Here is a 21,034-nt window from a genome sequence, read left to right on the forward strand (position 1 = left end):
CATCAGCCTGAAGGACATCTACGTCTCGGTGCTGCCCTTCATGGCGATCCAGCTGTGCGTGCTGGCGGCCCTTCTCATCTGGCCGCAGCTGGCCATCTGGCCGCTGTGACCCCCTGACACAACAAGAGGACGTGACATGCGACTGATCCAGTGCATCCATGAGGACTTGGTGAGAGCCGCCCTGGTCGAGGGCCCTGAGCATGTGAGGTTGCTCGACTCCGACACCTACACCCTGGCCCGGCGCGCCATCGCCGCCGGGCAGCCCTTGGTCCAGGCAGTAGAGACGGCCCTCACCGAGACCCGCCTCGACTACCAGCAGCTAGTCGACGAGCGACGCCTGCTGCCTCCCCTGACCCACCCCGACCCCGCCCATTGCCTGGTCACCGGCACCGGCCTGACCCACCTGGGAAGTGCCGATACTCGCTCGGCGATGCATGCCAAGACTCAGGTCAGCGAGGCCGAGTTGACCGACTCCATGCGCATGTTCAAGCTGGGCGTGGAAGACGGAAAACCTGCCGCCGGTGAGCCCGGCGCTCAGCCGGAGTGGTTCTACAAGGGCGATGGCGGCTGCGTGGTGCCACCTGAAGCCGAGATCCCATCGCCCGCCTTCGCTCAGGACGCCGGAGAGGAACCGGAGCTCGCCGGGCTCTATGTGATCGGCGATGACGGCACCCCCTGGCGGGTCGGTCATGCCATCGGCAACGAGTTTTCCGACCATGTCACCGAGCGCTACAACTACCTCTGGCTGGCCCACTCCAAGCTGCGCGCCTGCAGCTTTGGCCCGGAGCTGCTGGTGGGCGAGCTGCCCGCGCACCTGGAGGGCGTGAGCCGTATCGTCCGCAATGGCGAAACACTCTGGGAGAAGCCCTTTCTCACCGGCGAGGCCAACATGGCCCACAGCCTGGCTAACCTGGAGTACCACCACTTCAAGTACGCGGGTTTTCGGCGCCCTGGTGACGTCCATGTGCATTTCTTCGGCACGGCGACCCTCAGCTTTGCCGATGATGTTCAAACTCGTGAGGGAGACCGATTCGAAATCGCTCTTCCCGAGTTTGGCCGCCCCCTACGCAATACACTGCACACCGAAGAGGCAACCAGGACGGTCCGCGTCAACGTCCTGTAATCGACACTGGAGGTAACATGACACCACAAGGCACTTCCCTGATCGGCCAGCAAGCCGTTTCCGGCAACCAGGCCGTCATTCGCGCCATCAACCCAGCCAGTGGCGACTCACTCGCCCCCGACTATCCGGGGCTCGGTCGTGACGAGGTCGCTCAGGCCTGCGACCTCGCCCGAGCCGCCTTCGATACCTATCGCGAGACCTCCCTGGAGGAGCGCGCGACGTTCCTGGAAACCATCGCCGCCGAGATCGAGACGTTGGGCGATGCGCTGGTCGAGCGCGCCATGGCCGAGACCGGCCTGCCCCAGGCACGGATCGAAGGCGAACGCGGGCGCACCTGCGGCCAGCTGCGCCTGTTCGCCTCCGTGGTGCGTGCCGGCGAGTGGCTCGACGTGCGCATCGACCCGGCACTCCCGGATCGCCAGCCCATGCCCCGCGTCGATCTGCGCCAGCGTCACGTGGCCCTGGGCCCGGTGGCGGTGTTCGGCGCCTCGAACTTCCCGCTCGCGTTCAGCGTGGCGGGGGGCGATACCGCCTCGGCGCTGGCCGCCGGCTGCCCGGTGGTGGTCAAGGCACACTCCGCCCACCCCGGCACCTCCGAGCTGGTGGGGCGCGCGGTGCAGAAGGCCGTGGCCAGCTGTGGTCTTCCCGAGGGCGTGTTCTCGCTGCTGTTCGGGTCGGGCAAGGAGATCGGCCAGGCACTGGTCGCCGACCCGCGGATCCAGGCGGTGGGCTTCACCGGTTCGCGTTCGGGTGGCCTGGCCCTGATGGCCACCGCCCAGGCGCGCCCCCAGCCGATCCCGGTCTACGCCGAGATGAGCTCCATCAACCCGGTGTTCCTGCTGCCCGAGGCACTCCAGGCACGCGCCAAGGAGATTGCCGAGGGCTTCATCGGCTCGCTGAACATGGGAGCGGGCCAGTTCTGCACCAACCCGGGGCTGGTGATCGCGGTCAAGGGCGAAGCGCTGGACGCCTTCGTCGCGGCGGCCGGCGAGGCGGTCAAGGGCAGCGCCGCGCAGACCATGCTCACTCCGGGCATCCACGCCGCCTACCAGGACGGCATTGGGGCCCTGGTTGGCGAAGCCCGCGAGATCGCGCGCGGTCCGGTCGGCGATGGCCCCTGCGCCTGTCAGCCGGCGCTCTTTGCCGCCTCGGCGAGTGACTTCCTCAAGAACGACGCGCTGCAGGCCGAGGTGTTCGGTGCCGCCTCGCTGGTGGTCGAGTGCGACGACCTCGACCAGGTCACGGCCGTGGCCGAGCACCTGGAGGGCCAGCTCACCGCCACCCTGCAGATGGACGATGGCGACCTGGACGCCGCCCGGACGCTGCTACCGGTACTCGAGTGCAAGGCCGGTCGTGTGCTGGCCAACGGTTGGCCCACCGGTGTCGAGGTGTGCCATGCCATGGTCCACGGCGGCCCCTTCCCGGCGACCTCGGACAGCCGCACGACCTCGGTAGGCAGTGCCGCTATCCATCGCTTCCTGCGTCCGGTGTGTTACCAGAACCTGCCCGAAGGCTTGCTGCCCAAGGCCCTCAAGGAGGACAACCCGCTGGGCGTCACCCGCCTGGTGGATGGCAAGCGGGATTAATCCCTGGAATCTGCAAGCGGTTGGACCCTTTGGCGGCCTGCGGGCCGCCTTTTTTGATGGTCCCTGATACTTCAGCGTGAAACGGGGATGGTCAGCATATCGCCGAGCAGGCCATCACCCGGCTCGATGCCCAGGGCCTCGGCAGTCCCCTCCAGTACGGCCTGGGAAGCCTGGAAAGCGCCCTTGGCATCACGGGTACGAATGCACTCCATCACCTTGCGATGCCGCTCCAGGCTGTCCTCAGGATCTGTGGCACTGATATTGGATTCCGAAACTAGCAGCTGGATCGACGGCCGCAGAATGTGCGACAGCTGGGACCAGACGATGTTGTGCGTCGCCTTGAAGATGGCGACGTGAAACGCGACGTCATAGTCGCTGTGCAGCTTTCGCTCCTCAGGGCTCCCTGCGCTGCGCAGGTTTTGTCCCATACCCTCAAAAGCCTCCTCGATGGCCACGAGGTCACGCGCCTTGGCACGCCGAGCCGCGGTCATTGCCACATAGGGCTCTACATCCAGGCGGAATGCCAGGATCTCGCGTTGGATACGCGGATTGGGATAGGCGAACCGAGTGATCCAGTCGGTGACCTGAGGATCGAGAATGTTCCACTCCTCGTACTCCCGAACCTTGGAACCATGTCCCGAGATACGCTCGATGATGCCCACATCCACCAGTTGGCGGAGATCACTGCGCACTGCCGAGCGGTTGATGTCGAACTGCTCCGCCAGCGCCATCTCTTTGGGCACAAAGTCCCCTGGCTGGTAACGACCGGAGAAGATGGCCTCGGCAAGGAAGTCAGCGACGCTGGGTCGACGGGATCGGGAAGCGGAAGTTTTCACGGGAGCTACACGCCTTCAGCAAATATCGCCATATCCTTTCATATGTTCAACATAAAGGCAAGATTCACGTTGCCGGTTCGATTACCTTGGGCCATACTCTGACCTACCATCAGGCTAGCATCCTGTCATACCACCAACTCATGACGGCTCCCTCTCCAAACAACCCGATACAATTCCAGGAAGCCCGCACCATGCGATTGAAGAACAAGACGGCCCTGATCACCGCCGCAGGCCAGGGCATCGGCCGTGCCACCGCGCTGCAATTCGCCGCGGAGGGCGCGACGGTCATCGCCACCGATATCGATACCGACAAGTTATGCGAGCTGGAGAACACACCGGGCATCGAGACACGTCGCCTCGATGTGCTCGACGGCGCATCCATCGAAGCGCTGCTGGCCACCGAGTTGCCGCCAGTGGATGTGCTCTTCAACTGCGCTGGCTACGTGGCCGACGGCACCCTACTCTCAGGCTCGGATGCCGACTGGGAGCTGTCCCTGGCACTCAACATCACCTCCATGGCACGCCTGACCCGTGCCCTGCTGCCCGCCATGATCGACCACGGTGGTGGCAGCATCATCAACATGGCCTCGGTGGCCTCGAGCCTCAAGGGCGTTTCTAACCGCTGCGCGTACGGCACCACCAAGGCCGCGGTGATCGGATTGACGAAGTCGATCGCCGCCGACTTCATTCACCAGGGCATTAGATGCAACGCGATCTGCCCCGGCACCGTGGATTCCCCTTCGCTGCGCCAGCGCATCCGTGAGCAGGCCCAACAGCAGGGAAGGCCCGAAACCGAGGTACAGGCCGACTTCCTCGCCCGTCAGCCACTGGGGCGATTGGGCACCCCGGAGGAGATCGCCGCCCTGGCAACCTATCTCGCCGCGGATGAATCCGCCTATACCACCGGCACCGCCCAGGTCATCGACGGCGGTTGGCTGATCTAAATCAGAAGGAGACCCCATGAAATTGCTGCGCTTTGGCCCCCGGGGCCAAGAGAAACCCGGCCTGCTCGACGCCAACGGCGTGATCCGCGACCTGTCGGCACACCTGCCCGACCTCGACGGTCGTCACCTGGACCGAGAGACTCTGGCCCGCCTGACCGAACTCGATCCCACGCGTCTGCCTGAGGTCGCAGCCGACACCCATCTCGGTCCCTGTGTGGGACGCGTCGGCAAGTTCATCTGCATCGGGCTCAATTACTCTGACCACGCCGCCGAGACCGGCGCCGAAGTGCCACCGGAGCCAGTGGTCTTCAACAAGTGGACCAGCGCCATCTGCGGCCCTAACGACGATGTCATCATCCCCCGCGACTCCACCAAGACCGACTGGGAAGTGGAGCTTGGCGTGGTGATCGGCAAGGAAGCCCGCTATGTGAGCGAGGCCGAAGCCATGGACCACGTCGCCGGCTACTGCGTGGTCAACGACGTTTCCGAGCGCGAGTTCCAGCTCGAGAGCAGTGGCAGCTGGGACAAGGGCAAGGGGTGCGACACCTTCGGTCCTCTGGGCCCCTGGCTGGTGACCCCGGACGAGATCGCAGATCCCCATGCCCTCGACCTCTGGCTGGAGGTAGACGGCCAGCGCTTCCAGGATGGCAATACTCGAACCATGGTCTATCAGGTCCCTTTCCTGATCAGCTACCTGAGCCGCTTCATGACCCTGCAACCGGGAGATGTCATCTCGACCGGCACACCGCCGGGAGTGGGCATGGGTCAGCAGCCACCGACCTACCTCAAGCCCGGCCAGCGCATGCGCCTGGGCATCGACGGACTCGGAGAGCAGAACCAGACCGTCGTCGCCGAACCCTCGCGCTGACCGGAGGCCACAATGCGAACTGTCGTCTGCCAGGAACCCGGCCGCCTGAGCCTGGAGGAGCGTGACGCCCCATCTTGCAGGGCCGACGAGGTGCTGCTGCGCATCCGCCGGATCGGTGTGTGCGGTACCGATATCCACGCCTTCGGTGGCAACCAGCCCTACTTCCAGTATCCGCGAGTACTTGGCCACGAACTGGCCGGCGAGATCGTCGCGGTGGGCGAACAGGTCGACCCAGCGCTGATCGGCCGAAACGCTTATGTGATTCCGTACCTGCACTGCGGAGACTGCCGGGCCTGTCGCCAGGGCCGTACCAACTGTTGCCGACACATGGAGGTAATCGGTGTGCATCGCGATGGCGGCATGTGCGAAAGCCTCGCGGTGCCCGTGGAGCAGGTCGTGACCTCCAATACCCTGCCACTGGACCAGTTGGCCCTGGTCGAGTGCCAAGCCATCGGTGCCCACGCGGTACGCCGTAGCGAACTTACCGAAGGTGAACTTGCCGTGGTAGTTGGCGCCGGCCCCATCGGTCTTGGCGTGGCACAGCTGGCAGGCGAGCGAGGAGCCAGGGTGGTGGTGGTCGACACCAACCCTGAGCGCCTGGCCTTCTGCCGCGACCAGCTTGGCATCACAGATACGTTGAATCCCGGCGAAGAGGATGTAGCGGCGACCCTGCAGGCCATCGGCGATGGCGAACTGGCTGATGCCGTGTTCGATGCCACTGGCAACCCTAACGCCATGCAGCAGGGCTTCGACCTGGTCGGTCACGCCGGCCGCTACGTGCTGGTCAGCATCGTCAAGGCCGACATCTCCTTCCACGACCCGGACTTCCACCGCAAAGAGATGAGCCTGCTCTCCAGCCGCAACGCCACCCGGGAAGACTTCGAAGAGGTATGTCGGTTGATGGAAGCGGGCCGTCTCCCGGCGAGCGCCATGATTACCCACCGCACCGAGCTTGGTGACCTCCCCGACGCCATGCCCGCCTGGTGCGCCGCGAACAGCGGTGTGATCAAGGCCATGATAGAGCTCGATCCCTCAGAATACGTTTCAGCGGAGGCCCACAATGCCCCAGACCATCGCCAGTGACAGCGGCCAACTGGCCAGCCTGCGCGTGCATATCGCTGATAACGTACGCGTCGCCCTCAAGGACTTGCCAGCCGGCAGCGAGATCGACGATGACGGTCACGTTCTGCACCTGGCCGAGTCGATTCGCCACAAGCACAAGTTCGCCCTGCATGACCTTGACGTGGGCGACACCGTTATCATGTATGGCGTCACGGTGGGCCGCGCCACCTGCCCTATCGCCGCGGGGGCGGCCATCACGACCGAGAACACCGCACATAGCACCGCCACCACCATGCCCCAGGCGCGGCGTGGCGAGTGGCAGGCCCCTGATGTCACGGCGTTTCGCGACGCCACCTTCGAAGGCTACCACCGCCCCGATGGTCAGGTGGGCACTGCCAACATCTGGCTGGTTGTCCCTCTGGTGTTCTGCGAGAACCGCAATATCGAGGTACTTAGGCAGTGCGTAGCTGACGCTCTTGGCGAGGACCCCTATCGCGATTACAAGCGCATGGCTCGCGAACTGCTCCATGGCTCAGCAGGCGTCGTGCCGGACGAGCCAGCCGGTGAGCGGCTCTTCCCTAACGTGGACGGGGTGCGGTTCCTCACCCACACCTTGGGCTGCGGTGGCACCGATGACGATGCCGAAGCGCTTTGCCAACTGCTGGCGGGCTACATCTGCCATCCGAATGTCGCCGGCGCCACGGTGCTGAGCCTGGGGTGTCAGAAGGCCCAGATCGACATGTTGCGCGGCGCCGTGGCCAAACGCGATCCCAGCGGCCTGCGCCCGGTGCACTACCTGGAGCAGCAGGCCAGCCAGAGCGAGGAAGCGCTGATCCGCGAGGCGCTGACCACCATCTTCGACGGCCTGACCGAGGCCAATAAGGTCGTGCGATCTCCGGCGCCGCTCTCAGCGCTGACCCTGGGCGTGGAGTGCGGCGGCTCCGACGGCTTCTCCGGGCTCTCCGCCAACCCCTTGGTAGGCGCGGTCGTCGATCGCCTGGTAGCGCTGGGGGGCAGCGGTATCCTAAGCGAGTTCCCTGAACTGTGTGGCGTGGAGCACGAGCTGATCGCCCGCTGTATCGACGACGCCGTGGCGAGCCGCTTCCAGAATCTGATGGAGGCCTACCAGCAGCACGCCGCGCGGGTAGGCGCCGACTTCTCGATGAACCCCTCCCCCGGGAACATCCGAGACGGTCTGATCACCGATGCGATGAAGTCGGCCGGCGCCGCAAAGAAGGGTGGCGATAGCCCGGTGGTGGACGTGCTTGACTACACCGACCCTCGCACCAAGGCTGGCCTCAACCTGCTCTGCTCACCGGGTAACGACGTAGAATCGACGACGGCACTTGCGGGGTCCGGTGCCAACCTGATCCTCTTCACCACCGGCCTGGGCACGCCCACCGGCAACCCGGTCACCCCGGTCATCAAGATCTCCAGCAACAGTGAGCTCGCTGAGCGCATGAGCGACGTCATCGACTTCGACGCCGGTCCCATCATCCGCGGGGAGACCAGCATCGACGAGATGGCAGAGCAACTGCTGAGACTGTGCATCGACGCCGCCTCGGGGCGCTACCAGCCCCGGGCGGTGCAGCTGGCGCAGTACGACTTCATCCCCTGGAAACGTGGCGTTTCCCTGTAGCGACACGCCATCGTCGAAAAGGCCCGATGCTCATGCAGCGGGCCCTTTTCGCTATATCTGCCGGCAAGTAGCAGGTCAGGGACTCACTCCTCCACAGTGAGGCGCTTCTTGAGCTGCATGTAGGTGCCATAGTGACGGTCCAGGTGGCGCCGCATCGCCGCCTCGGCAGCATCAGGATCGCGGGACTCAATGGCCTCGACGATCGCGATATGCGCTTCCAACGCCGCCTTGTCCTCATCCTTCTGCTGAAGCACCTGGGCGCGACGGTCATCCAACCACTCGGAGAGCGCCACGTGAATGGCATCGAAGATCGGGTTGCGAGCGATACTTGCCAGCACTCCGTGGAAATCGTTATCGGAGCGCTTGAAACGCGCCTCGTCGCCTACGGCGTCGTGATTCTCCTGCAGGGCGCCTCGCAGGCGCACCAGGTCCTCCTCCTCGGCGTAGCTCGCGGCATAGCGGGCCAAGGAGATCTCGAACAAGGCCCGGGCTTCTTGAAAGTATTGCTGTCCGTCAGGCTTGGAAAGCAGCTGGCGAGTTACCCCGGAGAGCCGAGCCATCACCGCCTCGGCGGTGGGCCGAATCACGCGTGCTCGCGTACCGCTGTTGATGGCGATCAGGCCAAGCTGCTGCAAGTAGAACAACGCCTCACGCACCGCTGGGCGCCCGACACCAAACTGCTCCATCAACTCTCGCTCGGATGGGAGTTGATCATTCTCGCCAAGCCGCCCCTCGAGAATATCCGCCTCGAGCTGCTCGGCGACCTGTTCGGAGAGCGTCTTGCGCTCGATCCGGTATCGGGACATGGGCTGTTTCTCCTAGTTGATCTGCTGCTTGGCCGCCATGTTACTGCATTTCCCCCTCCCCCTGCTCAGACCAGAGGCTGCAATGCCGGAACATCCAGGGTCTCGGCCAGTTCGGCGTAAGCGCGTTGATTGGCGACGTCCAGCGGAATACCCTCGGCGTCGCGGCGCGCCCGACACCTCCACTCCCGGTCCCCGGGTGCCATGACATGGGCGCTGTCCCGGCTCGGTTGCGAGCGCAGGTCATCAAGATAGCGGCGCATACAATCGGGGAAGGGGTCACCCGGTGCGAAGGCATCGGGCCGAAGCGCCAGGAAGAAGTGACCCACCCCACGCGGTGTGGACATGTCGGGACCGCCCATCGGCAGCAGACGAAAACCATGAAGCATGCCGGAGAGCGTGGAGCTGAGCACTTCGACCATGCCGCCGAGGCCCGCCCCCTTGAAGCCGAAATCGCTACCACCTAAGGGCAATAGCGACGCCACTTCCGACGGGATACGGGTAACCCCACCTGACGAATCCGCGGCCACCTGGTCCGGCAACTCACGGCCGATGGCACCGTACTGCTGCACCCGGTTCCAGGGAATTGAGCTCGTGGCCATATCAAGCAGAAAGGGGCTCTCTCCGCCCACGGGAGCGGCGAAGGCGATAGGGTTGGTCCCATGGAAGGGCCGGCTCCCCTCATGCAAGAGTACGAAAGGGTCGGAGTTGCATACCGCCAGGCCAATCAGCCCGCGCTCGGCCGCGGCCAGAGCATAACAGCCCGCCGCGCCGAAGTGCGAGGAACGCCCCACCGCCACAGCCCCTATGCCCACCTCATCGGCCATGGCCGCAGCATGCTCCATGGCGGTATAGCCCGCCAGATGGCCGAACCCATCGCCGGCGTCCAGATAGCCGGTAGCGGGCAGCCGACGCTCGAAATGCATCTCGGGGGCTCCGGCGATGCGCCCGCCCTGAAGGGCGTGAATATAGTGTGGCAGCAGACGCAAGCCGTGGCTGTCAGTGCCCATGCGCGAGGCAGTCACCAGTGCCCGGGTCACCGCCTCGGCCGACATGGCGTCAGCTCCTGCGCGCGCCAGCACCGCCAGCATGAAGCGTTCGAGTTCATCTCGGGGCACACGAAATGCCTGGGAGGCCTCACACATCGATTGGTCTTCCTTTCATCAGCGGTATATCAAGGTCGGCAACCACATGGAGATCGCCGGAATGAAGGTCACCAGCAGCAGCGCGATCACCAGTGGCACCAGGAACGGCAGCGTCCCGCGCATGCACTTCTCGAAAGAGATGTTCGACACCCGGGAAAGCACGTAGAGCACCATGCCGACCGGCGGCGTCAGCAGCCCGATCATCAGGTTGAGGACCATGATCACCCCGAAATGGACCGGATCGACCCCGGATGCAACCGCCAGTGGCAGCAGTACCGGAACCAGAATGGTGATGGCTGCGATGGTCTCCATGAAGCAACCGACGATGATCAGCACGAGATTGATAATGATCAGGGTCGCGACGGGATTATCAGCAAAGGGCCCGAGCAACTCGACCACGTGCTGAGTGACCTGATTGCTAGTCAGGATCCAGGCAAAGATCGAAGCTCCGGCCACGATCAGCAGGATGACGGCGGTGGTCTCGATGGTCTCCATGCTGACCTTAAGCAGGCGCTTCCAGGTCAAAATGCGATAGACCACACCACCAAGGAAAAGCGCATAAACGACGGCGGCGATGGCCGCTTCGGTAGGAGTAAAGGCACCGGACATGATCCCGCCGACGATGATCACTGGCGTGAGCAGGGAGAGAAAAGCTCGCTTGAACGTGTGCCCAAGTACGGACCATGTGAAAGCGGCATCACGCTGATAGCCGCGGCGTCTCGCCAGAATGAAGATCATGAACATCAGCACGGCGCCCATCAGCAGCCCCGGAACCAGACCGGCCACGAACAGCTGTCCCACCGATACCGACGCCATGACGCCATAGATCACCATGGGCAGGCTGGGCGGGATGATGGGACCGATAGTGGAGGACGCTGCGGTGATGCCGACGGCGAATTCCTCGTCATAGCCCGCATCACGCATCGCCTTGATCTCAATGGTACCCAAGCCACCAGCATCGGCCACAGCAGCACCAGACATCCCCGAGAAGACGATACTGGCGCCGACGTTGACGTGACCCAGGCCACCGCGCATCCAGCCCATCAACGCCTTGGCGAAATCGAAAATACGTGTGGTGATGCCGCCGTTATTCATCAGGTTGCCGGCCAGGATGAAGAACGGGATCGCCAGCAAGGGGAAGCTGTCGATGCCGTTAATCATGCGGTGCACGACCACCACGTCAGGCACGCTCCCAGTCAACAGCACATAGATCAGGCAGGAACCCGCGAGGCTCACGGCGATGGGCACACCAAGCACCAGCATTGTGAATAGCGCGGCGAAGAGGAACAGGAGATATTGCTGGGTGACTGCCAGGGCAATACAGCCCAGGATGGCGAACGCCGCAATCAACGGCGGCACCAGAGCACCGGGCCGCCTAAGTGTCAGGGAACTAAGCATGGAAAGGCTCTCCCGGTCGAAGTTATCACTGTGAACCCAGCAGCTCGCTGGTCCCACTTCGCCAGTGACGAATGGCCACCTGAACGGCACGCGCCAGCATCAGCCCGAACCCCAGCATCACGATGTAGTAGAGGTAGCTCTTGGGTATATCCACGGAGGTCATGAGTGCCGTGGTGAGACCCGCCAGCTTGAAGGTGATCCAGACCATGGCAGCAAGGAAGACGATATTGACCAGGTCCACCAGGGTCGAGGCCGTACGTGCCATCCAGGGCGGCATGTAGCGATAGAAGAACTCCACGGCGATATGGGACCCCTTGCGCACCGCCATCGTGCCACCCATGAACCCCACCATCACTAGCAGGTAACGGGCCATCTCTTCGGTCCAGGCGATGGAGTTTCCAAGCACGTAGCGGGTGAAGAACTGCAGAAAAACGTCCAAGGCCAGTAGCCAGAAAATCCCCAGGGTAAGGTAGTCCTCGAGGCCATAGTCTTGCGCGTCGAAGGCATCCTCCTCGAGGAAATCGAAGGCGTGCGCCTCGTCTCGGTCCGATTGGGTCATGTCAGACTCCCGCGCACCACCCCCGGCCGGGAGTGGTGCGACGTCCGCGATGAAAGGAGAAGATTACTGGCCAAGGGCCTGGAGGCGGTCGTAGGTTTCCTGATCCCAGGTGGCCGCGTCGCTATTGTGGGCGGGGATCGTGGCCTCGCGGAAGGGCGTGATATCGACCTCGTTCACCGTGGTTCCCTGCTCCTCGAACCAGGCAGCCAACTCCTCCTCAGACTGCAGGATATCCTGGGTGATGCGCTCACCGGCCTCTGTGTAGACTTCACGGAAAATCTCGCGATCCTCCTCGGAGAGGCGGTTCCACAGCGGTCCGCCGGCGATGGTGATCAGCGAATCCGTAATGTGGCCGGTCAAGTTGATGTAGTCCTGAACCTCGTGAAAGGCCTTGGCCTTGATGGTGGGTAGCGGGTTCTCCTGGGCATCGACCACACCCTGCTGCAGCGCCAGATAGACTTCGGCGAAAGCGATAGGAGTCGGGTTCGCACCGACCGCCTCGGGGAACATCATGTACATGGGCGCATTGGGGGTACGGATCTTGAGATCCTGCATGTCCTCGGGCGTATTGATCGGCTTATTGGAAGTGACGTGACGACGACCGTAATAGTTCATAGCCAGTGGCACGTTGCCGGTAGCATCTTCGTAGCCCTGGGCGATCTCCTTGAAGAGGTCGCTGTCGGCATAGGCCCGCCAGTGGTCGAAGTCGCGGAACATGTAGGGGGCGCCGGCGATGCCGATCGGACCGTAGAATCGACCGGCGAACTGATTGCCGGTAAAGATCAGGTCGACGGTGCCCAGCTGGAGGCCCTCATTGATATCCGCTTCCTTACCCAGCGAGGAGGCCGGATGCACGGTGATGGAATAGCGACCATCAGTGCGCTCCTCGATCTGCTCCGCCGCCCACAGCGCCCATTCGTGGTAGGGCTCCGATGTCTCATAGACGTGGGCGAAGTTCAGATCCTCGGCCTGTGCCGCACCTGCAAGGCTGACGCCACCGGCGATCAGGAGGGCAGTCATCACCTTGGATAGCGTGAACTGGCGTTGGGTCTTGTCGCTCATGTTGTACTCCTCACAACCGTTGAGTTTGTTCTGTTTGTGGCTGGAACGGTGGCGATCCATGATCGGTTCGATGGCACTCGCGTGCTTAGCTGAGCGTCTGTCTGTATACGTATCATACCACCGACTTCAAACTAGTCCTTACCGACGCCCTGCGCAACTAGCGGCGGAACAATCGGCATTCGCCTTTAGTGGAAGGTACGGTGCAGAAGTTGCAGAAGGTCAGGTGCTCCAAAGCCGCCAGCCTTGGTCATCACGCGCCGTGACGGGTCTCCGTCAAGACAACCCAGCGCCACGCCGGGTGCCCACTCCGCCTCCACATTGATTGAGGTGACACCGAGGCGTATCAGCGTAGCCATGGCGATGTCCCCTCCGGTCAGAAACAGCAGGGTCTCCCTGCCATGCGGCCAAACCTCCAGAATTTGTGCAACGCCCTCGGCCATGGCCCATGCCACCTCTTCGGCCTCGACCATTGCGCTGCCCCCCAACGCTCTCGAGCTGCCACTGCTGGGCATCAGGCGGGGTACTAGCAGCGCGGCATCAACGTTAGGCATAGCGCATGGAGGATTCAGCGCCTCAATGACAGGCAGCGATGGTAGCTCGCAACGCAACCTGGCAAGCTGCTCGGCGGCTCGCGGACTTCGCGACCCGACGACGTAGAGCACCGCACTCACGCTGGACAGGGAACGATGGCTGCCCCGCAGAGTCCCGAAGCATCGCTGAGCCATGGCCGTGGCAAGGCCTGCCGCCCCCACCATGAGCCGAGGAATGCCAGCCCCGAGCGCAGCGTCATAGAGTCGAGCCAGAGCCAGGTCACTATCGGCATCCGCCACCACATCACCATGCCCCTGGAACAATGCAGCATCACCACCGGCGTAGCGGGCCAACTTCACCCCACCTGCTTCAAATGCCCCGTCTAGTGGACCACTCAGCGGTGACGAACGCGCATCACCCTGATAGGCGCTTTCGGCCAGCCGAACACCGTCCACCCAAACTTCTGCCTCACGCACCATACGGCCCTGAGCGGGTACCGCCGGAGCCAGCAGTATCGGCAGTCCCGTCGCTTCACGCATGGCAATACATTCCGCCACCACCTGACCACGCAAAGTCGAGTCGATCTTCTTCAACCAGGCTGCCGGCGCTGCCCTGGCGAGACGCTGCGTTGCGTCAGCAACACGTTCGGCGGCCTCGGCGGCCCCAAGATGGCGGGATTCCGTGTTCACCGCAATCACGTCAGGCCAGACGCCATCCCAGCTCGTCAGCACATCGTCCAATGCTGCCAGGGAGATCACCACACGCGCATCGGCGCCTCGCGCGGCAAAGGGGGCCGTGGCATCCAGGGCACCGGTCAGGTCATCGGCAACGATGGCGAGCCGGCAGCCGGTCTTGAGCTGACTCATGACACTGACGCCTGACCGTTACCTGCCGCCAGGCGGCGCGCATAGGCGATGGCCGCGCCCATATTGGTGGCGTCCGCCCTGCCCTGCCAGGCGATATCGAAGGCGGTACCATGGTCCACCGACGTGCGCTGAACAGGCAGGCCAAGGCTGACATTCACCGTGGTGTCGAAAGCAATCAGCTTGACCGGTATGTGACCCTGATCGTGATACTGGGCCACCACCAGGTCGAACTCGCCTCGGTGAGCCCGATAGAAGACGGTATCAGCCGAGATGGGGCCCTGGACATCATAGCCCCGATCTCGCAGGGCCCTGACTGCCGGGGCGATGATGCGGTCGTCCTCATCGCCGAAGATGCCGCCTTCGCCGCAGTGAGGGTTGAGCCCTGCCACCGCGATACGCGGACGTGTTACTCCCATCGCGACCAGGTGTGCATGCCCGGCTTCCACTGTCTCGATGATGCGCGACTCGGTGACCCTCTCGATAGCGCCGCGTAGCGATACGTGTGTCGAGACATGCAGGGTCGACAGCGTCTCGGAGGCCAGCAGCATGAACGATGAGGGGGCGCCGGTCAGCGACGCCAGCATGCCAGTGTGGCCGTCATAATGATGGCCGGCCTCATGCAGCGCGGCCTTGTTGAGCGGGGCAGTGACGATCACCCGTGCTCGTCCGGCCTGCACCAGCTCCACGGCTGTCCGGACGCAACGGAAAGCCATGTCGCCGCCACCGGCACTGATGCGGCCATCGGGTATCTCGATACCCTCCGGCACCTCGACCACGGCCACTGCTACGCTGTCGTCGTCCTGCGCTTGCCGATCGAGTGGAACAAAGGTGAGCTCGGCGCCTATGGTGGATGCAGCGCGACGGAAGATCGCCGGGTCACCGACGACCAGGCTGCTGGCCCGTTCAGCTGACGACATGGCCGCAAGGGCACGACAGATGATCTCCGGCCCGATACCGGCCGGATCTCCCATGGTGATGGCGATGTCGTAGGTATCCGATGAACAATTCATGGCATCAGCTGCCCGCCGTTGACTTCGATCACCTGACCGGTGACATAACCGCTCATGCTCTCGGTGCCCAGAAATACATAGGCGCCAACACATTCTTCAGCACTGCCCAGCCGCCCCATGGGGATCGAGGCTCGAGCCGCGGCAATGTGATTGTCGTTGGAATGACGCTCGTGGAAGTCGGTGGCAATGGTTCCGGGTGCCACACCGTTTACCCGGATACCCTCCCCGGCGAGTTCCTTGGCCATGTTGCGCGTCAAGGTGCTGACGAAGCCCTTGGCCGAAGCATAGAGTCCGGCCCCCAGGCCCCCACCGTTGCGCGCGGCGATGGAGGTGGTATGAATGATGTTGCCGCTATCGGCGCGACGAAAATGAGGCAGTGCGGCTCGGCTGGCCATCACCACCGATCGGGCGTTGAGATCCATCACGCGGTCATACTGCGCATCATCCATCTCATCCAGCGTTACCCGGCCAAGCATGTCGCCGGCATTGTTGATCAGCAGGTCCAGCCCGCCAAGTCGCTCCGCAGCCTCATCAACCAGGCGAGTCGCTTCGGCTGAATGGCTGATATCACCCTTCAATGTAAAGGCGTCGCCGTCCGTTTCGCGGATCGCCTCGGCCACGGCTTCAGCACCCTCGGCACTGGCGTGGTAATGCACCGCCACATGGGCACCAAGGGCACCGAGCTGCCTGGCCACGGCAGCCCCTATCCCTCGGCTCGCGCCGGTCACCAGTACTCGCTTACCTTTCCACTCCTCCAGCATTGCCGTCTCCCGTTCTTGTCGGTTGAGTTGGGGGATCTCCCTTGACATCAGGCTATCGACCCGAGGCCACGCCATGGACTAGAGTGAAGCCCTTGGCATACCTGTCATACATCACTACACAAATAACATGATAGCCGAGCGCTGGCCATACGCCAGCCCACCCCACTCAGGAGGCACCATGCAACCCATCTCCGTACACGACTGCTTGCCCCGAGACCTCGACCGAGCCCTGCTCGTAGGCCGCGCCTGGTGCGAGTCCCCTCGCCCCGGACCAGTATTGTTCGTCGTCCGTGACGGTGAGGCCATCGATGTCACTTACCTGGGTCCCACCATGGCCGACCTGCTGGAGCGCGAAGACCTGCTCACCGCCCTGCGCGGTGCCGAGGGGGCCTCATTGGGTTCAGTGGATACTCTTATGGAGAACGCCCTGCCAACCCCCCAGCGCGCCCCCCACCTGCTGGCGCCCTGCGACGTCCAGGCGGTGAAGGCCTGCGGCGTGACCTTCGCCGTGAGCCTGCTGGAGCGAGTGATCGAAGAACAGGCCGGCGGCGATCCGACCAGCGCTGCGCGGCTGCGGGAAGAGCTTCAGTCACTGATCGGCGGTGACCTGTCTCGCATTGTGCCGGGTTCTGAGGAGGCCATGGCGCTCAAGCGTGAGCTCCAGGCCCGGGGCGGTTGGTCGCAGTACATGGAGGTGGGCATCGGCCCCGATGCCGAGGTATTCACCAAGGCCCAACCACTCTCCTCGGTAGGATTCGGTGCGCACGTGGGCTTGCACCCCGCCTCGGAATGGAACAACCCCGAACCGGAGATCGTGCTGGCGGTGGACAGCAACGGCACAGTCAAGGGTGCGAGCCTCGGCAACGATGTCAACCTGCGTGATATCGAAGGGCGCAGCGCCCTGCTGCTGGGCAAGGCCAAGGACAACAACGCCTCCAGTGCCATCGGCCCCTTCATCCGACTCTTCGACGACGATTTCTGTATCGACGATGTACGACGGGCACAGGTCTCGTTACGCATCGAGGGCCAGGACGATGATTTCCGGCTGGAGGGCGAGAGCGACATGGCCGAAATCAGCCGTGATCCGCTGGATCTAGTGAAGCAGACAGTGGGCCCACATCACCAGTATCCCGACGGTTTCATGCTTTATCTCGGCACCATGTTCTCTCCCATCAAAGATCGCATTGGCGAAGGACAGGGCTTCACTCACCACATTGGTGATATTGTCACCATCTCGACACCCAGCCTTGGAGCATTGGTCAACAGCGTCGGCAGAAGCGATCAGCTCCCCCCCTGGACCTATGGCATACGCGAGCTGATGCGGAATCTCGCCGACCGCTGAGCTTCTCGTCGGGCAAGCCCCTTCCTTGGTCAGGATAGGCGAAACCGTGCGGCTAGCTTGCGCATTGCATCAGTCAGTAGGAGCGCATCCACACCCACGCCGACGATGGTGCAGCCTGCCTCCACGTAGCCGTGTGCCGCCTGCTCATCCAGGGTGATAATTCCTGCCGCTTTGCCGGCAGCGCGAATCCGGACAATGGCTGACTCGATGGCACGCACCACCTCCGGATGTCCCGGCTGACACCGGTAGCCCATGGCGGCCGACAGGTCCGCAGGCCCGATGAAGATGCCATCGACGCCTTCCACAGCGGCGATCTCTTCGATCTGATCGAGGGCACCAAGGCTTTCCACCTGGAGAATCAGGCACACTTCGTCGTCTGCTTTCTCCAGATAATTTTCTATCTCCCCCCATCGCGACGCACGCGCCAGCATGCTGCCCATACCCCGAATCCCCTCGGGCGGGTAGCGCGTTGCAGCAACCAGAGCGGCTGCTTGTTCGGCACTCTCCACCATAGGGATAAGAAGGTTCTGCACACCGATGTCCAAATACTGCTTGATCAGCACCGGATCACCATTAGGCGGCCGAACCACAGGCTGACTCTCGTATGGCGCGATTGCTTGCAATTGCCCCAAGAGACTCTGCAAGTCATTAGGAGCGTGTTCGCCGTCCAGTAGCAACCAGTCGAAGCCAGCCGTAGCAGCCAACTCTGCCACATAGGGACTTGCGAGCCCCAGCCAGATCCCGGTCGTGGTCTCACCGGTCAGCATCCTTTGCTTGAAGTCGTTAGTTGGCATTTTCATGGTTAGAACTCCTTGTTAAACACGGATGACCCGCCTATGGATGACCGGATTCAGTCGACACATATTGCCGTCTCATGCAGGGTTCACAAAAGGCGCAGCCCCCTTGGGCCTGCAGCAAACCACCGTGCAATATTCACTGTTACACGAGCAGGCCTGCCAAGTGACCCTCACTCACTGAATGCGCATTCGGGCCAACAGCTTCGACGATCTCTGACACATGATCCACTATGGAATTGGCGTCAGCATGTTCCGCCAAGGCCACTGGCGACCTGTCATGCCGCCGCTACAGCATCAGTGGAACCCCATGCTTCGCCTCTCAAGCGCCCCCTCCCTACGCATAGGACTTCCCATCAAACTGCACGAGACCTACTGCATCACTATGTCCTGACCATTGCGTGATCAGGACGGTCAGCTTTTTTGCTGCCCGCTGTCTACCCCCGGCATTTCTTGCATACGTAATCAAATATACAACTAAAGTATATTCCCTTTTTTATCAACACTTTATATAGAGACCGACCTCTGAGATGAAGTAGATTCATTGCATACGTATTCATCATTACCTAGAACAGGGTCGTGACCTTCGCGTCGCGGTGCTCAACACGCACTCCACAACGACAACACCTCAGCACACCAGCTGACACAACATCAGGAGTTCTGCATGAAGCGTCCCTCCACCCAGGCTTTCACGCTTTCCGCTCTCGCCGGTGCCATCGCCCTGGCCGTCTCATCTACGGGCCACGCCGCCCCGGAGCGCGTTATCAATGTCAGCCTACCGCTGGGCCCGGAATCCCAGCAGGGCGTCGGCGTCCTAAAGTTCGGAGAAGAGCTTGAGCGCCTCTCCGACGGCCGTCTGACCATCGAGCCCCACTACGACAACGCGCTCGGTGCCGAGCGCGAGGTCGTCGAGGGCATGGGCTTCGGCCTCATCGACGCCGGCATTTCCTCCACCGGCCCGATGGGGGGCTTCGTCGATGAGTTCATGCTCTTCGATCTCCCCTACGTCTTCGAGAACCACGAACATGCGTACGCCTTCCTGGACAGCGAGCATGGCGAAGAGCTTGCCCGACTGGCCGAGGAAGGCATGAACGTCAAATTCCTGGCGTGGATGGAGAACGGCTTTCGTCACGAGACCAACTCGGTGCGGCCGATCGAGCACCCCAGCGACCTGGAAGGTATCGACCACCGTACCCAGGAAAGCCGCGTCCAGGTCGACACCTGGGAAGCACTGGGGGCAAACGCCACACCCATGGCCTGGACCGAAGTCTACACTGCCCTACAGCAGGGTGTGATGGAAAGCCAGGAAAACCCCCTACCCACCATCTATGACGTGAACTTTTATGAGGTCCAGGATTACCTGAACATGACCCAGCACGTCTACTCGCCTGCGCCGCTGATGATGGGCCTGGACCTTTTCAACTCCTTCAGTGAGGAAGACCAGGCGATCATCCTGGAGGCGGCGCAGATCGCCCTGCCGGTCCAGCGTGAGGCCAGCCAGGAACTCGAGCAGCGCTATCTCGGCGAACTCGAGGAGCTGGGCATGACCGTGACCCATCCAGACTTAGCCCCCTTCCGCGAGGCCGTCAAACCGGTCATCGACGAGTGGGGCCCCACCGTCGGCGAGGACCTGGTCGACGCTGCCATCAACTTCGACTACTGAGTCCACGATGCCCGCAGGCGACACGACTGTCTGCGGGCACCCTCCTGATGCATGAGGCAGCCATGAAGACTTCTCTGTTGCTGGCCCACAGGGCCATCGATCACTTCAACCGTCTGATCGGCTGGACGCTGGCCGCCCTCCTGCTGGTGATGACCGTGCTCATCTTCTGGCAGGTATTCGCCCGGTTCGTGGTGGGCAGCCCGCTGTTCTTCTCCGACGAGATCGCCCGTTTTTCCATGCTCTGGCTGACCTTCCTCGTGGCCGGTTACGCCTATCGCAAGGGGGCCCTGATCTCCGTGGACATCGTGCTGGAGTATGCCGGCAGGCGCCTGGGCTGCCTGCTGCGGATCGCCATCATCCTCTGCTCCGCCCTCTTCGCCTTCATCATGGTCAAGTACGGCTACGACCTGATGGATCGCGTCTCCAGCCAGACCGCCCCCAGCACCCGCATTTCCATGATGTGGCCCTACATGGCCATTCCCGCAGGCGGCGTGGTCATCCTGATCAACAGCCTGGGGCTGTTGCTCGATGAGGCACTCGGCATATCCCAGGCATCCCAGCAGGAGGCGAACTGATCATGGCACTGCTCCTGTTTCTGCTGCTGATTTCACTGTTCATCATCGGCGTGCCCATCGCCTTCTCGCTCGGCCTGACCTCCGCCGTGACCGTATGGCATGGCGACCTGATGCCGCTGCTGGTCATCGCTCAGCAGCTCATCGCCTCGGTGAACTCCTTCCCCCTGATGGCGATCCCCTTCTTCATCCTCGCGGGTTACCTGATGCAGAGCGGTGGCATCTCCCAGCGCCTGGTCGACTTCTCCAACACCCTGGTCGGCAGCATGACGGGGGGACTGGCGATGGTGGCCATCGTCACGTCGCTGTTCTTCGCGGCCATTTCCGGCTCGGGGGCGGCCACCACCGCGGCGATCGGTTCCATCCTGATTCCCGCGATGCTGTCAAAGGGCTACCTGATTACTCATGTTGATCAGCCACCACCGCGTCAGTCTTTCCTATACTGATGTTATGTCCAGTAGAGGAGGTGA

Annotated in this window: 20 protein-coding genes; 10 read left to right on the forward strand and 10 right to left on the reverse strand. The window is 62.8% G+C overall.

The annotated features are described in order from the left end of the window. The first annotated feature begins 136 nt into the window (after positions 1–136). Both araD1 and SCI24_RS15105 read left to right on the forward strand, forming a co-directional pair. Positions 137–1,123, forward strand: a complete 987-nt coding sequence (gene araD1, locus SCI24_RS15100) for an AraD1 family protein (RefSeq protein WP_318726163.1) — start codon at positions 137–139, stop codon at positions 1,121–1,123. A gap of 17 nt (positions 1,124–1,140) precedes the next feature. Next, on the forward strand, positions 1,141–2,709 hold the full coding sequence (locus SCI24_RS15105; RefSeq protein WP_318726164.1) for an aldehyde dehydrogenase (NADP(+)): 1,569 nt from the start codon (positions 1,141–1,143) through the stop codon (positions 2,707–2,709). Positions 2,710–2,780: 71 nt separating this feature from the next. Here SCI24_RS15105 and SCI24_RS15110 read toward each other — a convergent pair whose 3' ends face one another. Then, on the reverse strand, positions 2,781–3,545 hold the full coding sequence (locus SCI24_RS15110) for a FadR/GntR family transcriptional regulator (RefSeq protein ID WP_318726165.1): 765 nt from the start codon (positions 3,543–3,545) through the stop codon (positions 2,781–2,783). Positions 3,546–3,736: 191 nt separating this feature from the next. Here SCI24_RS15110 and SCI24_RS15115 point away from each other — a divergent pair, with 191 nt between their 5' ends. The 4 genes from SCI24_RS15115 to SCI24_RS15130 are packed head-to-tail and all read left to right on the forward strand — an operon-like array spanning position 3,737 to position 8,058. After that, positions 3,737–4,489, forward strand: a complete 753-nt coding sequence (locus SCI24_RS15115) for an SDR family oxidoreductase (RefSeq protein ID WP_318726166.1) — start codon at positions 3,737–3,739, stop codon at positions 4,487–4,489. 16 nt (positions 4,490–4,505) lie between these two features. Then, positions 4,506–5,357, forward strand: a complete 852-nt coding sequence (locus SCI24_RS15120) for a fumarylacetoacetate hydrolase family protein (protein WP_318726167.1) — start codon at positions 4,506–4,508, stop codon at positions 5,355–5,357. 12 nt (positions 5,358–5,369) lie between these two features. Continuing rightward, on the forward strand, positions 5,370–6,440 hold the full coding sequence (locus tag SCI24_RS15125; RefSeq protein WP_318726168.1) for a zinc-binding alcohol dehydrogenase family protein: 1,071 nt from the start codon (positions 5,370–5,372) through the stop codon (positions 6,438–6,440). Next, a complete protein-coding gene (locus SCI24_RS15130; protein ID WP_318726169.1) occupies positions 6,418–8,058 on the forward strand; it encodes an altronate dehydratase family protein in 1,641 nt (546 codons plus the stop codon). Before SCI24_RS15125 ends, SCI24_RS15130 begins: the two co-directional genes overlap by 23 nt. 83 nt (positions 8,059–8,141) lie before the next feature. Here the strand turns inward: SCI24_RS15130 and nanR are convergent, their stop codons facing one another. The 8 genes from nanR to SCI24_RS15170 form a co-directional block, all read right to left on the reverse strand. Beyond that, positions 8,142–8,864, reverse strand: a complete 723-nt coding sequence (gene nanR, locus SCI24_RS15135) for a transcriptional regulator NanR (RefSeq protein WP_318726170.1) — start codon at positions 8,862–8,864, stop codon at positions 8,142–8,144. Positions 8,865–8,929: 65 nt separating this feature from the next. Further along, positions 8,930–10,006, reverse strand: a complete 1,077-nt coding sequence (locus SCI24_RS15140; RefSeq protein ID WP_318726171.1) for an Ldh family oxidoreductase — start codon at positions 10,004–10,006, stop codon at positions 8,930–8,932. A gap of 18 nt (positions 10,007–10,024) precedes the next feature. Further along, positions 10,025–11,404, reverse strand: coding sequence for a TRAP transporter large permease (locus SCI24_RS15145; RefSeq protein ID WP_318726172.1), 1,380 nt, complete (start codon positions 11,402–11,404; stop codon positions 10,025–10,027). 25 nt (positions 11,405–11,429) lie between these two features. Then, on the reverse strand, positions 11,430–11,963 hold the full coding sequence (locus SCI24_RS15150; RefSeq protein WP_318726173.1) for a TRAP transporter small permease: 534 nt from the start codon (positions 11,961–11,963) through the stop codon (positions 11,430–11,432). Between the two features lie 63 nt (positions 11,964–12,026). Next, positions 12,027–13,025 (reverse strand): sialic acid TRAP transporter substrate-binding protein SiaP, encoded by a 999-nt coding sequence (locus tag SCI24_RS15155; RefSeq protein ID WP_318726174.1) that lies wholly within the window; start codon positions 13,023–13,025, stop codon positions 12,027–12,029. A 185-nt stretch (positions 13,026–13,210) separates the two neighbouring features. Next, entirely contained in the window at positions 13,211–14,422 is a 1,212-nt protein-coding gene (locus SCI24_RS15160) for a four-carbon acid sugar kinase family protein (protein ID WP_318726175.1), read from the reverse strand. Continuing rightward, a complete protein-coding gene (gene pdxA / locus SCI24_RS15165; RefSeq protein WP_318726176.1) occupies positions 14,419–15,432 on the reverse strand; it encodes a 4-hydroxythreonine-4-phosphate dehydrogenase PdxA in 1,014 nt (337 codons plus the stop codon). Before pdxA ends, SCI24_RS15160 begins: the two co-directional genes overlap by 4 nt. Then, on the reverse strand, positions 15,429–16,193 hold the full coding sequence (locus SCI24_RS15170) for an SDR family NAD(P)-dependent oxidoreductase (protein WP_318726177.1): 765 nt from the start codon (positions 16,191–16,193) through the stop codon (positions 15,429–15,431). The genes pdxA and SCI24_RS15170 overlap by 4 nt, the downstream gene beginning before the upstream one ends. Before the next feature lie 178 nt (positions 16,194–16,371). Between SCI24_RS15170 and SCI24_RS15175 the strand changes: the two genes are divergently transcribed. Continuing rightward, a complete protein-coding gene (locus tag SCI24_RS15175; RefSeq protein WP_318726178.1) occupies positions 16,372–17,535 on the forward strand; it encodes a fumarylacetoacetate hydrolase family protein in 1,164 nt (387 codons plus the stop codon). A 29-nt stretch (positions 17,536–17,564) separates the two neighbouring features. Here the strand turns inward: SCI24_RS15175 and hpaI are convergent, their stop codons facing one another. Beyond that, positions 17,565–18,335, reverse strand: coding sequence for a 4-hydroxy-2-oxoheptanedioate aldolase (gene hpaI / locus SCI24_RS15180; protein WP_318726179.1), 771 nt, complete (start codon positions 18,333–18,335; stop codon positions 17,565–17,567). Between the two features lie 658 nt (positions 18,336–18,993). Between hpaI and SCI24_RS15185 the strand changes: the two genes are divergently transcribed. The 3 genes from SCI24_RS15185 (at position 18,994) to SCI24_RS15195 (ending at position 21,010) form a co-directional block, all read left to right on the forward strand. Beyond that, on the forward strand, positions 18,994–19,992 hold the full coding sequence (locus tag SCI24_RS15185) for a TRAP transporter substrate-binding protein (RefSeq protein WP_318726180.1): 999 nt from the start codon (positions 18,994–18,996) through the stop codon (positions 19,990–19,992). A gap of 62 nt (positions 19,993–20,054) precedes the next feature. Continuing rightward, entirely contained in the window at positions 20,055–20,567 is a 513-nt protein-coding gene (locus SCI24_RS15190; RefSeq protein ID WP_318726181.1) for a TRAP transporter small permease, read from the forward strand. 2 nt (positions 20,568–20,569) lie between these two features. Then, complete coding sequence (locus SCI24_RS15195) at positions 20,570–21,010, forward strand: TRAP transporter large permease subunit (protein WP_318726182.1); 441 nt, start codon at positions 20,570–20,572, stop codon at positions 21,008–21,010. Positions 21,011–21,034: the final 24 nt, after the last annotated feature.

The sequence above is a fragment of the Halomonas sp. genome, assembly GCF_033549285.1.
Classification (GTDB): Bacteria; Pseudomonadota; Gammaproteobacteria; order Pseudomonadales; family Halomonadaceae; genus Halomonas.